The organism is Burkholderia sp. RF7-non_BP4 (genome assembly GCF_001521935.1).
Taxonomy (GTDB): Bacteria; Pseudomonadota; Gammaproteobacteria; order Burkholderiales; family Burkholderiaceae; genus Burkholderia; species Burkholderia diffusa.
Map to the genome: position 1 here is coordinate 181,128 of NZ_LOTA01000035.1, position 15,182 is coordinate 196,309.

The 15,182-nt window shown below is 60.9% G+C and carries 11 protein-coding genes; 1 reads left to right on the top strand and 10 read right to left on the bottom strand.

Translation table 11 applies throughout. The annotated features are described in order from the left end of the window. Positions 1–13: 13 nt before the first annotated feature. From WS49_RS16240 to rfbB, 10 genes are all read right to left on the bottom strand, one after another. Positions 14–3,670, bottom strand: a complete 3,657-nt coding sequence (locus tag WS49_RS16240) for a glycosyltransferase (RefSeq protein WP_059530363.1) — start codon at positions 3,668–3,670, stop codon at positions 14–16. Positions 3,671–4,059: 389 nt separating this feature from the next. Beyond that, complete coding sequence (locus WS49_RS16245; RefSeq protein ID WP_059530366.1) at positions 4,060–5,496, bottom strand: PfkB family carbohydrate kinase; 1,437 nt, start codon at positions 5,494–5,496, stop codon at positions 4,060–4,062. Between the two features lie 94 nt (positions 5,497–5,590). Next, positions 5,591–6,985: a class I SAM-dependent methyltransferase gene (locus WS49_RS16250; RefSeq protein ID WP_059530545.1), complete on the bottom strand. Its 1,395-nt coding sequence runs from the start codon at positions 6,983–6,985 to the stop codon at positions 5,591–5,593. Next, positions 6,982–8,202, bottom strand: a complete 1,221-nt coding sequence (locus tag WS49_RS16255; protein WP_059530369.1) for an ABC transporter ATP-binding protein — start codon at positions 8,200–8,202, stop codon at positions 6,982–6,984. Before WS49_RS16255 ends, WS49_RS16250 begins: the two co-directional genes overlap by 4 nt. Then, positions 8,202–8,996 (bottom strand): ABC transporter permease, encoded by a 795-nt coding sequence (locus tag WS49_RS16260; protein ID WP_059530372.1) that lies wholly within the window; start codon positions 8,994–8,996, stop codon positions 8,202–8,204. The genes WS49_RS16255 and WS49_RS16260 overlap by 1 nt, the downstream gene beginning before the upstream one ends. Further along, positions 8,996–10,441, bottom strand: a complete 1,446-nt coding sequence (locus WS49_RS16265) for a mannose-1-phosphate guanylyltransferase/mannose-6-phosphate isomerase (RefSeq protein ID WP_059530548.1) — start codon at positions 10,439–10,441, stop codon at positions 8,996–8,998. Before WS49_RS16265 ends, WS49_RS16260 begins: the two co-directional genes overlap by 1 nt. A gap of 140 nt (positions 10,442–10,581) precedes the next feature. Continuing rightward, complete coding sequence (gene rfbD, locus WS49_RS16270; protein ID WP_059530377.1) at positions 10,582–11,484, bottom strand: dTDP-4-dehydrorhamnose reductase; 903 nt, start codon at positions 11,482–11,484, stop codon at positions 10,582–10,584. Then, positions 11,477–12,028 carry a dTDP-4-dehydrorhamnose 3,5-epimerase gene (gene rfbC, locus WS49_RS16275; RefSeq protein WP_059530380.1) on the bottom strand — a complete coding sequence of 184 codons (552 nt, stop codon included), beginning with the start codon at positions 12,026–12,028 and terminating at the stop codon, positions 11,477–11,479. Before rfbC ends, rfbD begins: the two co-directional genes overlap by 8 nt. Continuing rightward, positions 12,013–12,906 carry a glucose-1-phosphate thymidylyltransferase RfbA gene (gene rfbA, locus WS49_RS16280; RefSeq protein WP_059530383.1) on the bottom strand — a complete coding sequence of 298 codons (894 nt, stop codon included), beginning with the start codon at positions 12,904–12,906 and terminating at the stop codon, positions 12,013–12,015. The genes rfbC and rfbA overlap by 16 nt, the downstream gene beginning before the upstream one ends. 11 nt (positions 12,907–12,917) lie before the next feature. Next, a complete protein-coding gene (gene rfbB / locus WS49_RS16285; RefSeq protein WP_059530386.1) occupies positions 12,918–13,979 on the bottom strand; it encodes a dTDP-glucose 4,6-dehydratase in 1,062 nt (353 codons plus the stop codon). 344 nt (positions 13,980–14,323) lie between these two features. Here rfbB and WS49_RS16290 point away from each other — a divergent pair, with 344 nt between their 5' ends. Continuing rightward, entirely contained in the window at positions 14,324–15,163 is an 840-nt protein-coding gene (locus WS49_RS16290) for a symmetrical bis(5'-nucleosyl)-tetraphosphatase (RefSeq protein WP_059530389.1), read from the top strand. The last annotated feature ends 19 nt before the right edge of the window (positions 15,164–15,182 follow it).

Consider the following 15,182-nt stretch of genomic DNA (forward strand, 5'->3'; position numbering starts at 1 on the left):
ATTGACGGCAATCTCACTCGGTCTCCGCCGAAACTTCCATGCGGATAACGGGTTTGATGACCTGGCGCGTCGGTAATACGCTGTCCAGCAATTGCTGGACTGAAGCTTGCCACGTCAGCGTGGGCATCCCCTCGGACTTCGGTTGTGCGCCTTGCCGATACAGCGTGAGCCAGTGCGCCACGGCTTGCGCCAATGCTTCGCCGCTGGTGCCATGGAAGTAATGCGCGTGGTCCTGCGCTACCTCGCGGAACACCGGTAAATCTCGAGCCAATATGGGCAGATGCTTGCGACCCGCCTCGATCAGCGGCAACCCGAAGCCTTCTCCCTCCGAAGCCGCGAGCAAACAGCAACATGCGCCGTAGACCTGCTCCAGGTATTCATCGCTGATGCTCTCCAGCCAGAATAGTCGTTTTCCGAGCTCGGGATGCGCTCGCAGACGCGCAACCAGCTTTTCGACCAGCCACCCGGCTTTGCCGACGATCACGAGATTGACCGCCGTACCTTCCTGCCAGAGCTGCTCGAAAGCCGCCAATGCCTGGGCATGCCCTTTACGCGGCTCGACCGTCCCCACCATCAAAAAGCTGGGAGCCGCGCGCAGTGCCTCGAGTATACGGGGCGCGTCGCTCGGCATGCCGGTGCTCGGGTGAGAATTCTGCACATCCGCGCCGTAATGGAACCAGCCCACCTCAAGCGCGCCCTGGCGCTGAGGCTGATGCTCCTGCAGCCACTGTTTGAATTCATCCGCCACTGTCCGGGAGCCGCACACGACACCGTCATAACGGGAAATCGTATTCAGCCATTCCCCGAACAGTTTCTCGCTCCCCGGCGCGAAGTAGCTGGGCATCTGCACGCACAACAGGTCGTACACCACAAACTGGATGCGAACGCCCTGACGCGACATTTCATCGAGAAACGCTTCCTGAACGCCGGTACCGTACGGGTTTAGATCCAGCCCCAAAAAGATGTCGCCCGCCTGGAAATCGATGGGATCTTCCTGCACCGTGCCAGGGTCACCCTGCCCCATGAAGCGCGACCGCAAGCGTTTCGCGTAAAAGTAACCCGTTCGGTCATGCGTCGCGTAGACAGGCCACACCTCGAAATCCTTCGGTGGGTCCTTGAGCAGTTCGCTCAGAATACTCCGTACGACCCGTTGAATTCCGGTCCGTGCGTCATGGCTGACCAGCTCCGATACGTCGACGAACAGCGCACGGCGCGTTCGCGTGGGCAAGCTGAACGCTATGCCCTGCGCAACTTGACTCAGTTCATCTTCGCTGCATTGACGCACCAGAGGTGCGATTGCCTGGAACAGCTTCTTGCGCGTCGACTTGATGCTCGGACGCGACTGTGTCGCCGGAGGCGTCGCGCCGTTCTGGGCAAGCAGTTCCCGGCAGCGGGCATACACCTCGTCCACCGTGATGTCGTCGAGACAGAAGAAGTTGTGCGGACAATCGCGTCGCGAAGGAATGTGGCAGGGCGAGCATGCGGCCTCATTATGCAAGACATAGCTGTTGCCGAATACCGGTGCCCATTCGTGCGCGGTTTCCAGGCCACCATAGACCCCAAGCGCTGTCACGCCCAGATAGGCCGCCATGTGCGCGCCGCCGGAATTGTTGGCGACGCACAACTGGTGACCGGCGAGATGCTGCATCAGTTCGGGGATGCTGAGTCCTGCATGAATCACCACCTTTTCAAGGCCGTCAAAGCTGAAACGCCGGGCTTCCTTGTCGCTGGCAAAGAAAACGCTGACGTGTTCCACCGCGGCATCCGCGGCCAGCCGGCGTGCCAGTTCGTGGAATCGCTCAACAGGCCATTCCTTCGCATCGCCACCGGCATAGGGAAACAGCGCAACCGCACGATTATGCTGTTGCAAAGGAGCCGCAAGCGGAGGCAAGGCCACGTAGTCGGACGGATGAGCCGGAAGTGCATCGACCAAAGCCAGCATCTGCTCGCTGATCGAAATGCGATTCAGCGGCGTTTCCACGAACGGCAGGTCCTGATACGTGGGCAGCGCGATGTCGAGCTTGGTATCGATGGCTGGATTGAGGCTGCCGTAACCGACCTTGAGCCCCGCCTCGACTTGTGCCAGGACGAACCGTGTATCGGGCTGTCGCCTCAAATCGATAGCCAGGTCGTAGAAACCCAGCTGCTTCACGAATTCGACCAACGAACCATCGGACAGCTCTGCCTGCAACGACGATTTGCGCTTGAAGTAGTCGAGCGTCAGCACTCGATCGAAAAACGGCAGGGTTTGAGCCAACGCCTGATTCCAGCTACCCACCACGACATCGATGCTGGCCTTCGGATATCGTGCGCGCAGACGAGAGATAGCGGGCACTGCCAGCAGCAGATCACCCATGTGATCCAGTTTGAGCAGCAGGATTTTCTTGATCTTCGGCTCGAACAGGGTGGTGCGCTCAAAGGTCACGGCTCGCGCCGTCCGTGACTCACGGGGTCGCTCGAAGGGAGCGATGGCCCGCAACACGAGCTTGGCGCTGCGATCCCACGAGAATGCCTGCGCCTGTGTTCTGGCGTTCTCCAGCAACCGCGCGCGCAGGCCGTCGTCGGTCAGCGCTTGATGCATCTTGCCGCTGATGGCCGGGACCGACTGCGGATCGAAGAGCGCCTCGGGGCTACCCATGACCTCCGGAAGGCTGGCTGCATCGGCAGCGATCACCACGGCGCCGCATGCCATCGCTTCAAGCGGCGGCAAGCCGAATCCTTCGTGCAGGGAAGGGAAGACAAACAGGCGGCATGTGCTGAACAATGCCAGCAGCTCTTCATCGGAGATGTAGTCGCTGAACAACAACTCGTCGGCACGGAGACCGACGCGTTGTGCATGTGCACGAAGCGCACTCACTTCCGACTGCGGCATTCGACCGACAAACAGCAACTGATGGTGGTTGCGCGACGTATCGGGCAAGGCGGCGAACGCCTCGATCAGCCGCGGGAGGTTCTTGCGCGCATCGGCTCCCCCCGTGTACATGATGAAAGGCCTGGTTACCCCCAGGCGCTGCTTCAGGGTCGCCAAGAGGTCTGCATCGGGCACGACACGGGTAAACATCTCGTCGCAGGCGCCCGACACGTTGGTCACTTTCTCGGGCGAAAAAGGCAACGCACCCAGCGCCTCCTGCCGGGCACTCTCCGAAATCGCAAGGAGATGCCGCGCCCGCTTCAGGTTTTCAATGCGGTCTGCGTAGTAGTCACGATAAATGGGGTTCGTCCGGTATTGCTCATCCGGGTTAATCAGCGGAATCAGGTCGTAAAGTATGACCGCGGTCGGCAGCGGGTCGCCCAATGCCCCGATGCTGATGACCGCATCGTCCCCCAATCCCTCGAACAGACTGGTAACCAGCACGATATCGGGATCGAGCGTTTCCAGAAACGCCTCGCGCACCCGTTCGGCGACGGCACGACGCGACGCATTTTGCGGGTCGACCCAGCGCATCGGCCCCGGCGCCTGCCAGACGCGAATTCGCTCCTGTGGCACCAACCCTCGAAACGCCTGACGAATCGGCCCGATGGTCTCGGGGAACAGTCCGCTGAGGGCCAGGTAGATTTCATGGTGTCCCGCATTGCGTGCAATGGCAAGCGCCAGGGAAAGGGAATAGCGTCCGATGCCACGGAAGCGGCTCTCGGTTTGCGCTCCCTGCATGTCAATAACGATTCGCATGGTTGTCCTACTTTACTTGACCTACCGACGCCCACGAGGCCGTCGTGACCCCGGAACGATCCGGCGCAACAGCGCGTCGGGGCGCGCTGACGGAAGAGACGCATCCAAAGGGCAACGTCGAGTGGTAAAGCGGCGCTGATCCTTGCTCCAGCTTCGCTCAATCACTGAACCGCCCTCCAACCAGCCTCTTCGACGCGTGCGGCTCATCACGTCGAACCGTCCGCATTGCACCGTCAGGTGACGAAGCAGTTCGTTCTGCGGACGATCTGAATAACCGGGCCACCGGTGAAACAGGCCCAGACCGGAGTCATAGCCCTGGACTGCACATCGCGAAATGCCGGCTTCGCACAACCCGCGCGGGCTCCACTCCATTTCCACGGCAAGCACGGTCATTGATCACGCACCGCGCTGAGCTTCGGAGCGACGCGCGTGGTCGGGTAGCCATCATGGAATGCGAGTGCGGCCACGCGCCCACCCCGGGCGCTTACGACGTCATTACCCACGATGTCATGCACTTGGTAATCGCCGCCCTTCACGAGAACGTCGGGTTCAAGCGATTCAATCAGTTTCAACGGCGTCGGCGCATCGAACTCCACCACATAATCCACTGCTGCCAAGCCGGCCAGCACTTCGGCGCGATCGCCAAAGGAATGGACTGAATGCCCGGAACCGTTCAATGCGCGTACCGAAGCATCGGAATTGAGCCCCACGACCAGAATGTCGCCCTGCGCACGCGCTTCGTTGAGGAAGCGGATATGGCCAGGGTGCAGGGTGTCGAAGCAGCCGTTGGTGAACACGACGACTTCCCCTCGTTGCCGATGCGCCTGCAGCAGCTTGCAGAGGGTGTCCTCATCCACCAGCTTGAGGGCACGCTGGCGCGACGGATACAGTTGATCGCGAACCTCATCCGCCGAGACCACGTAAGTGCCGGAATGGGAGACCGCGATGCCTGCTGCCACATTGGCGACATGCACCGCCTCGGATACCGGAGTACCGCGGGCCAGCGCCAGTGCCAGTGCCGAGAGTACGGTATCCCCGGCTCCCGATACATCGAAGACATCACGTGCGTGCGTGGGGATGCTGCCCTGATGGCCGTCCGTGCTCACGTAGACCATGCCCTTCGCGCCGCGGGTCACGACGAGATGCCGCAAGCCCAGCTCATTCAATGCGTGATGTGCCCGCTCCAGCAGTTCATCCTCGGATGCGTAGTCGCCGAACAGTCCGATGAACTCGGAATTGTTTGGTTTGAGCAACGTTGCGCCACGATAGAACGCAGGATCGGTCCGCTTCGGATCGACCAGCGTCGGAACATTCAAAGCCGCTGCCACCGCGAGAAATTCCGGCAGGTGGTCCAGCGTACCCTTCGCATAGTCGGAAAACACGACCAGGTCATGATCGGACGCGACTCGCCTGAACTCTTCGAGTAGTAGCGCCTGAGTCCGCACCGTCGGCCGCACGTCGCGATCGACGCGCGCGATCTGTTGCGCACCCGCCATCAAGCGGGTCTTTTGCGTCGTGCCGCCCTCTGGGTCGGACACGAACATCGTCCGTACGCCGTACCCCTGCAAGCACTTCTGAAGCTCGATTGACGCGCTGTCGTGGCCGACCACCGCCAGCAATGTTGCGTCCCCTCCCATGGCACTGACGTTGGCCGCAACGTTCGCAGCACCGCCTGGCCGATTCTCTTCGCGACCGACAGCCAGAACCGGAACCGGTGCCTCAGGAGAAATGCGAGAGACGCCACCAATGACGTAGCGGTCAAGCATGATGTCGCCAACCACCAGGATTCGAGGTCTGATCGCGTTAGCGGGCTGGGGTTTATGCATGGGGGATATTCTTTCCAAAGCAGCACTTAGCATTGTTGCCGGCACGCCGTTCTTCGCGTGCACAGCAGTTCCATCTATTCGATTACGAGCATCGTCACCGGGATTCGGACGCGCGCGCGGCAGCCCGGAGCTCGTCGAGCACTTCACGGACCGACTCCGGCAACGCTCGTTGAGACAGAGGAGAGCTGACCGCAACGCTCGCCGACTGTGTCACGACCGCGCGCAATCGACGGTCCAGGGCCGGACTCATTCTCACCAACCGAAGGGCCGCACGCTTCAATGCCGGACGCTTTGCGAGTTCAGCCGCTCCGACTCTGAGTACGCCCTTGATTCGCGTCTTGACCCCTGACATCAACCTGCCTTCGCGGATTGCAGACGTCAGCCTGCGCAGCGGCACGCCGACCATGCGCACCGGCTTCGACACGCGCCAGGACGTGCTGTGCAGCACGGCATGCAATACTTCATTTGCATGCCGGGCCTGAGCTTCGGCTTGTTGCGCCCGCGCCTCCACGGCGCCAAGCTGGTTCTCCGCATGCTGGCGCAACTCCTCCGCATGCCGACACCGCTCCTCTGCAAGCTTGAGCCGGTCTTCGATAACCTGCCGTTGCCCTGCATCAAGATCTGCTTCGACGGACTGAAGCCGCTCCTGGGTCAGATGCAGTTGCCCGCTGATCACACGAGCCAGTTCGTCCAACCGCTCGACGCCCGCCTCGGCCTTTTCCATCCGCATCCGCACGGATTCGGTTTGTACATCGTAACGATCCGCCAGTTGCTCCAGCGACAAACCATACTCAGCAGCGAACACCTGTGCGAACTTCGACCTGGTTTCCGGATTGGCAGTCTTCTGAGCGACGACGGCGTAGTCGGGACTCGCACCCCGTATCACGTCCAGCAGAGACACCGCATGATCAGGATTACGCAACGCCGGCGACTCCTGCAACCGGAGCGTCTTCACCGTTTCGAATCCACCGTGCTCGACCACGAAAGACAACAACAGCGACGGAATCGGCTTCTGATGCGTCGGATCGAGATGGAAGTTGTTCGTCGCGACAGCGATATTTTCCGGATTCGGCGTCTCGAGGATCAGCAATCCGCCAGGCCGCAACACCCGCAACGCCTCCGACACGACAGTCTGCAACTGCTCGAAGGTAATGTGCTCCACAACGTGGAAAGCCGACACGACGACCTGGCTGTCGGATTCCAGCGTCTTCAGATAGGCCACCGCATCGCCCTGCGTCGCGGGCAGGCCACGCTCTTCGCAGGCTTGCAGCATGCCGGCGTCCAGGTCCACGCCGAAAGGCGTCAAACCTTGTTCGGACATCAGTTCCAGCCACTCGCCGCGACCACAGCCGAGATCGAATGTGCAGCCGCCCGGATAAATCGATGCCAGCGGCTCGACGAACGGCAGATATTGTCTGCGAATGCTTTTGATGAGGTCCCGGGGCGCGTAATAGCGCTCTTCAAAGGCCCGGTAGAAATTGTCACTCACGACACCACCCTCGCCTGCGTCGGCACCCAAGTCAGTCCGACGAATTCGCTCACGTTGCCGTTCACCATATTGAATGTGAGGGCGTGATCCCTCCACTCGAAATTGTTCTGCATGTGCGTACTGCCCGTATGCAACGCCACGGCAACCGAATAACTGCCCGGGCCGATATTCGCGGGGAACTCAAAATCGACCGTCGCATTCGCGCCCGCGGCTACATCGCCGATGTCGGACTTGAGATTGTGCGTGTTGGTACCGAAGACCGTCTGCCCCAGCCTGTCCTTGATCATGAAGCCCATGACCAGATCCTGCACGGACGCGCGACATTCGGCGGATATCCGCAACGTCACCGGCTGTCCGACCTGAGCGACATCGATCGGCCTGCCGTCTCGATTCAGCAGCGTGACCTTGTCGATCGTGACTTCGCCCGTACCTGAAATCGTCTGGACCTTGCCGCTCTCGAGCACTTCCTGACGAACGTCCTGGTCCTGGTGGTCCGCCAACATCGCGTTGTAGTAATCCATGACCGCCTCGGGCGTGCCTTCCATCTCCAGCCGCCCGGCATTCAGCAGTATTGCGCGATCGCAGATGGCCTGAATCGCGGCCTTGTCGTGCGCGACGATAAGCAACGTCGTGCCCTGCTTCCGAAACTCCCGGATGCGATCGAAACTCTTGTGCTGGAAATAGGCGTCACCGACCGAGAGCGCCTCGTCGACGATCAGGATGTCCGGACGGCGGGCCGTCGCGACACTGAACGCGAGACGCACCTGCATCCCGCTCGAATACACGCGCACCGGCTGGTCGATGTATTCGCCGATTTCGGCGAACGCCTCGATTGCCGGCATCAACGCGACAATCTCCTCGACGCTGTAACCGAGCAGTTGCCCCGCCATCATCACGTTCTGGCGCCCGGTGAAGTCAGGGTGGAAGCCCATTCCCAGTTCGAGCAATGCGGCAATCTGGCCAGTCCGCGTCACGCTGCCGACGGTCGGCTGCGTGGTGCCGACGATCATTTTCAACAGCGTGCTTTTGCCGGCACCGTTGATGCCGACAATACCCAGCGCCTCGCCGGAGCGAACCGAGAAACTGACGTCACGCTGCACCCAGTGCAGCGTGTGATGAGGCTTGCGACGCGGATCCAGCCACTCGAGAAGACGCGACCACCGCGTCGGATACTGCTTGTACGCCTTGCCAAGATTGGTAACGGTAATGGTGCCCATCAGAGTTCATCCACCATTTCACCCGCATGCTTGCGGAACAAACTGAAGCCGGCGAGACACAGCCCGATGCTCAATATGAGCGGATACAGCAGCATCGACCAGTCCGGCCATACGTGTTGCACCATCATCACCTGGAAGGCTTCGATCACGGGCGCCATCGGATTGAAGCGCAAAGCCTCTTGTGCGGACTTGGACAAAATATTGGCTGCGTACACCACCGGCGTCAGCCAGAACCAGAAATTCAGCACGATCCCGAAGAACTGCCCCACGTCGCGAAAGAACACGTTCAACACCCCGAGCGTGATGCCCAGTCCGATGGCGAACAACGTCATCAGTGTCAGCACGGGAATGACGGCGAAATAGGCCAGACCAGGGAAATTGCCCGTAATCACCAGGAACACCGTAAACAGCCCGAACACGATCGCGAAATTGACCAGCGCATTGATCACGACAATGATCGGCAGACACAGACGCGGAAAACTCAGCTTCTTGAGGAGGTTCGCGTTGTTGACGAAAGTGTTCTGGCCGTTGCTGACGATTTCAACGAACATCCCCCAAGGCAACACACCGGCACACAAGTGGATGCTGTACGCAAATGTGCTGTCGACCCCGGGCAAACGGGCGTGCATGACTCGCGAAAAGATCACCGTATAGACGACGATCATCGCAAGCGGGTTGAGCACGGTCCACGCCGCGCCGAGCAGGGAATTGCGGTATTTGGACTGGAACTCCCGCTTGACGCTACCCAGAATGAAACCGCGATAGTCCCAGAGGACTTTCAACATCCCTAGCATCACGCCCGCCCGTAAACGTCCTGAAAACGAACGATGTCGTCTTCCCCGAGATACTCGCCGCTTTGCACCTCGATCATCACGAGATCCAGCACACCCGGGTTCTCGAGCCGATGCTTGTGGCCTGCCGGAATGTAAGTCGACTCATTGGTACGCACGAAGATTTCCCGATCCCCGTTCACGACCTTGGCCATGCCGGACACGACGATCCAGTGCTCGCTGCGATGATGATGCATCTGCAGGCTCAGGCTGGCGCCCGGCTTGACCTCGATGCGCTTGATCTTGAAGCGAGGCCCTTCTTCCAGCACGGTGTAAGTCCCCCACGGGCGACTCACGGTGCGATGCAACTTGTATGCTTCGTGATTCTGCTTCTTGAGGCGAGCCACGACCTGCTTCACGTCCTGCGCGCAATCGGGATGCGCGACCAGCAGCGCATCCGGCGTATCGATGATCATCAGGTCAGCCACACCCACGGCCGCGACCACACGGTCCTGGCTCTGCACATAGGTATTCCGGCTGTCGATGAAGATCGCGTCGCCGATCGCGCGGTTTCTGTCCGCGTCAGGCGAAACCAGGTCGCGGACCGCACCCCACGAGCCGATATCGCTCCATCCGAAACTGGACGGCACGACCGTCACGTTCGTCGAACGCTCCATTACCGCGTAGTCGATCGAGATATCGGGCATTTTCGCGAAAGACTCCGAAGGAATCTCGAGCATCTGCGCCGACGCGTTGCTCTCCTTCAGCGACGACCAGCATGCCTCGGCTGCCTTGGCAACGTCCGGGGCATGGCGGGCCATTTCGTCCAGAATGACGCCTGCCTTGAAGCAGAACATCCCGGAATTCCACAGATAGTTGCCCGCAGCAAGATATTCGGCCGCCTTGTCGGCATCCGGCTTTTCGACGAAGCGCAGGGCGGCCCGACCCGCGCCGATCGCCTCCCCTGCCTCGATGTAACCGAAGCCGGTGTCCGGACGCGTCGGCACGATGCCGAACGTCACCAGCTTGTCCTGGTTCGCCAGTTCGACGGCATTCGCAACCGCAGCGGAAAAACCCTGTTGATCCTGAACCAGATGATCGGCCGCGAGAATCAGCATCAGCGCATCGCGCCCGTATTTTTCCGCGACGTGATGGGCAGCCATTGCAACTGCGGGTGCCGTGTTGCGACCCGCGGGTTCGAGCATGAATGCACCGGACACGGATTCGCCGAGCTTCACGCCCGAGAACTCGTCCTTGCTCATGAAGTAGTAGTCGCGATTGGTGACCGTGAGAATTTCCCGGCGCTGCGCCCCCGCCTCATTGCCGACCACGGCTGCCGCCCGGCGATAGGTTTTCGAGAGCAGGCTCTCGCCGTCCGCAAGCTTCATGAACGGTTTGGGGTGTCCTTCACGGGAGACCGGCCAAAGTCGTGTGCCTGCGCCACCAGACAGGATGACGGGGATCAATATCACTTTCACTCCAGATTTGGTTTTTCAACCGCGAAAGGAAGGCTTTCACTGCCTTTCGCCGTCTGATTCAACGGTCCGTCAGCAAAAAATATCAGCCGTTTAGGCCAACTTAGTTGGGACAGAATTATAGCCGACGCACCCTACTCGCCCAGGCAGAGCCGCAGCGCGTCGTCCCATGCCGGCATCCTCACGCCGAACGTCTGCGCCAGCTTTTCCAGCGCCATTCGCGAGTTCGCGGGCCGCTTCGCCGGAACCGGATACTCGCTCGCGGAAATCGGCAATACCTTCGGCGCGAGTTCGCCCATCGCCGTGCCCAAAATGGCTTGCGCGAAGCCGTGCCACGACGTCTCGCCGGACGAAGTCAGGTGATAGATGCCGGAACGCGCCGCCCACCACGCGGCGACATCCTCCGCGACGGTTTGCTGCGCGACGATGTGCGAGGTAGCCACGGCTATCGTCCGCGCCCACGTCGGCGCCCCGACCTGATCCGCGACGACCCGCAATTCCGGCCGCTCGCGGCCGAGTTTCAGCATCGTCAGCAGGAAGTTCTTGCCGCGCCGCCCATACACCCAACTCGTACGGAGAATCAAATGCGCACAATCCGTTGCCGCGATCGCCTGCTCGCCTTCAAGCTTCGTCGCGCCGTAAGCGTTTACGGGATTCGTCACGTCGGTTTCCGTATACGCGCCCGGCTTCGTGCCATCGAACACGTAGTCGGTCGAATAATGAATCAACGCGCCACCGGTACGCACCATCTCCTCGGCGAAGACGCGCGGCACGTCTGCATTCAATCGCCGCGCGGCGTCAACGTCGGTCTCGGCCTTGTCCACCGCCGTATAGGCGGCCGGGTTCACGATCAGCGATGGTTTCACCTCTCGGACAAACGCACGCACACGATCCAGATCGGTCAGGTCCAGCATTGATCTGTCGCACGGAACCACACGCCCGAGCCCCTGCAGCGCCCGCAGCAATTCAAATCCGATCTGGCCGTTCACGCCGGTCACGAGGATCGTCGATTCAGGATGCACGCCGCCCTCACGCATAGACTTCGGCCTCGCTCAGACGCTTGCCGGCCGCATCCTTCGGTGCCAGTATCGGTGCCGCATCGATCGGCCACTCGATCCCGATTTCCGGGTCGTCCCAAACGATGCATCGCTCATGCTCGGGGAACCAGTAGTCGGTCGTCTTGTACAGAAACTGCGCGGCATCGGACAGGACGACGAAACCATGCGCAAAGCCGGGAGGAATCCACAGCTGCCGGTGGTTTTCGGCCGACAGCACGAGGCCGACCCATTTGCCGAAATTCGGCGAGTGCTTGCGGATGTCGACCGCAACATCGAACACCTCGCCTTCCACCACGCGCACAAGCTTGCCCTGTGCATGCCGGACCTGATAGTGCAGTCCGCGCAGCACGCCCTTCGACGAACGCGAGTGATTGTCCTGCACGAACACAATGCCCGGCTCCACCTGCTCGGCAAACTCGCGCGCATTGAAACTCTCGTAGAAATAACCGCGCGCGTCGCCGAATACCTTCGGTTCGATGACCTTGACTTCGGGTAGCGCCGTTGCCGTTACTTGGATAGCCATGCGACCTGATTCGTGAGAAGGTTCCGGAGGTACTGCCCGTAGGCGTTCTTCGACAGCGGCTGTGCCAGCTTCAGCACCTGCTCCGCGTCGATCCAGTGCCTGCGGTACGCAATCTCTTCTGGGCACGCCACGACCAGGCCCTGCCGCTTCTGGAGCGTCGCGATGAAGCTCGCCGCTTCGATCAGCGAATCGTGGGTACCCGTATCGAGCCATGCATAGCCGCGCCCCATGATCTCGACGTTCAGCGCACCATCCGCGAGATATCGCGAATTGATGTCGGTGATTTCCAGTTCGCCTCGCGCCGACGGCTTGATGTCGGCTGCGATGTCGCACACGCGGTTGTCGTAGAAATACAGCCCCGTGACCGCATAGTTCGAACGCGGCTTCACAGGCTTCTCCTCGATCGACAATGCACGGAACGACGCATCGAATTCGACGACGCCATAACGCTCGGGATCGTGCACGTGATAGGCAAACACCGTAGCCCCTGCCTCTGCCGCATATGCGCGCTCGAGTTGCTTCGCGAGATCGTGCCCGTAAAAGATGTTATCGCCGAGGATGAGCGCCGACGGATCGTTGCCGACGAAATCCCGACCGATGATGAACGCCTGCGCAAGACCGTCCGGCGACGGCTGTACCGCATACTCGATGTTCATGCCCCACTGACTGCCGTTGCCGAGCATCGACTCGAAGCGCGGGGTGTCCTGCGGCGTCGAAATGATCAGGACGTCGCGAATCCCCGCGACCATCAGCGTCGAGAGCGGGTAATAGATCATCGGCTTGTCATACACCGGCAGGAGCTGCTTCGATACGACGTGCGTGATCGGATACAGACGCGTGCCGGAACCGCCGGCGAGAATGATGCCCTTACGTGCCATCGATCGACTCCTCAAGCGCGTTCTGCGTAGTTGGTTTCAACCCACTTGAGGTATTCGCCCGAGGCCACCTCATCGACCCACACCTGGTTGTCGAGATACCAGCGCACCGTCTTCGCGAGACCGGTTTCGAACGTCTCGGCGGGCTTCCAGCCGAGTTCGCGCTCGAGCTTGCGCGCATCGATCGCATAACGGCGATCGTGGCCGGGACGGTCCGTCACATAGGTGATCTGATCGCGATACGAACCGGTCGCCTTCGGGCGCGCCTGGTCGAGCAAATCGCACAATGTATGCACGACCTCGAGGTTCTTCTTCTCGTTCCACCCGCCGACGTTGTACGTCTCGCCGGGCACGCCGCGCGCGAGCACTTCACGAATCGCGCTGCAGTGGTCGCCGACGTACAACCAGTCGCGCACGTTCTGGCCGTCGCCGTACACGGGCAACGGCTTGCCGGCGAGCGCGTTGGCGATCATCAGCGGAATGAGTTTCTCGGGGAACTGGTACGGGCCGTAGTTGTTCGAGCAGTTTGTGGTGAGCGTGGGCAGGCCATACGTATGATGATAGGCGCGCACGAGATGATCGGAGCCGGCCTTCGTTGCCGAATACGGGCTGTTCGGTGCATACGGCGTGGTTTCCGAGAACTGCGGATCGGTCGCCGACAACGAGCCGAACACTTCATCCGTCGACACGTGCAGAAAACGAAAGGCCGATTTCTCTGCTTCGCCCAAGCCGCTCCAGTATGTCCGGGCGGCTTCAAGCAGCGTGAACGTGCCGACCACATTTGTCTGAACAAAATCCGCCGGCCCGTGAATCGAGCGATCGACGTGGCTTTCCGCAGCGAAATGCACGACTGCGCGAGGCTTGTGTTGCGCGAACAGCGCATCCAGCGCAGCGCGATCGCAAATGTCGGCGCGTACGAACACGTGTTTCGGGTTCCCGTCCAGCGACTGCAGCGTGCGACGGTTGCCGGCGTAGGTCAACTTGTCGACGTTAAGCACGGCCTCGTCGGATTGACGCAGCCAGTCGAGTACAAAATTGGCACCGATAAAACCCGCGCCACCCGTCACCAGGATCATGAGGCTCCCTCTAGTCATACGCGGCAGGCCTCAAGCACGAGCCGCCATCATTTCGAACAGCGACGGCATCAACATACGCGTCGCTCAAGGCGGGAATTCTAACTTCTCACCGTGACCGTCAAAGTCATGAAATGCTAATTTTGTCGAGGAAGCGGCAATTATAGGAAGCAAGCCTCCGCAAAAGCCATGCTGCTAACAACTTGAAACAGTGATCCGCACTCGGCAGCACGAATGAAATGATGTTTTAAATCAATACGTTAAACTGGCACAATGTTGTGCATATGCGCGCTTCCGCCGTCGTGCCTTTTTCCATTCGGTATCAAAACCTGTAACAACTGCCTCTCATGCCGCCTACCCCCATCGCCATCGGCGACATCCAAGGCTGTCATTCAGCTTTCCAGTCGCTCTTCGAAAAGCTTTCACCCCCCGCCGACACCCCGCTCTGGATCGCCGGCGACATCGTCAACCGCGGGCCCGACTCCCTCGCCGCGCTGCGCGCGCTGGTCGACCTCGGCCCGCGCGCGACCGTCGTGCTCGGCAACCACGACCTCCATCTGCTCGCGGTGTCAGCCGGCATCCGCACCGAACGCCCGGGCGACACGATTGGCGAAATCCTCGACGCGCCCGACGCCGACGCACTGCTCGACTGGGTGCGCCACCGCCCGTTCGCCCATTTCGAAAACGACATGCTGCTCGTCCACGCAGGCGTGTTGCCGCAATGGGACGCCACGCTCGCACTGGAACTCGCGGACGAGCTGCAACGCGCGCTGCGCGCGCCCGACTGGCGCGACACCCTGCAAGGCCTGTACGGCAACGAGCCGAACCAATGGAGTCCGAACCTTAAAAAACGCGACCGGATGCGCGTCGCATTCAACGCGTTCACGCGCCTGCGGTTCTGCACGCCCGACGGCGCGATGGAGTTCAAGGCGAACGGCGGCCCGGACACCGCCCCGCCCGGCTACCTGCCGTGGTTCGACGTACCGGCGCGCCGCACCGAAAACGTGACGGTCGTGTTCGGCCACTGGGCCGCGCTCGGCCTGATGCTGCGCGACAACGTCGTCGCGCTCGATTCGGGGTGCGTATGGGGAAATCAATTGTCGGCCGTACGACTGACGGCCGACCCGGCGCAGCGCACGGTCACGCAAGTTCAGTGCGAAGCGTGCCGCACGCCGGGCGGCGAGTAGCCCGCACGCGAGACGCGCG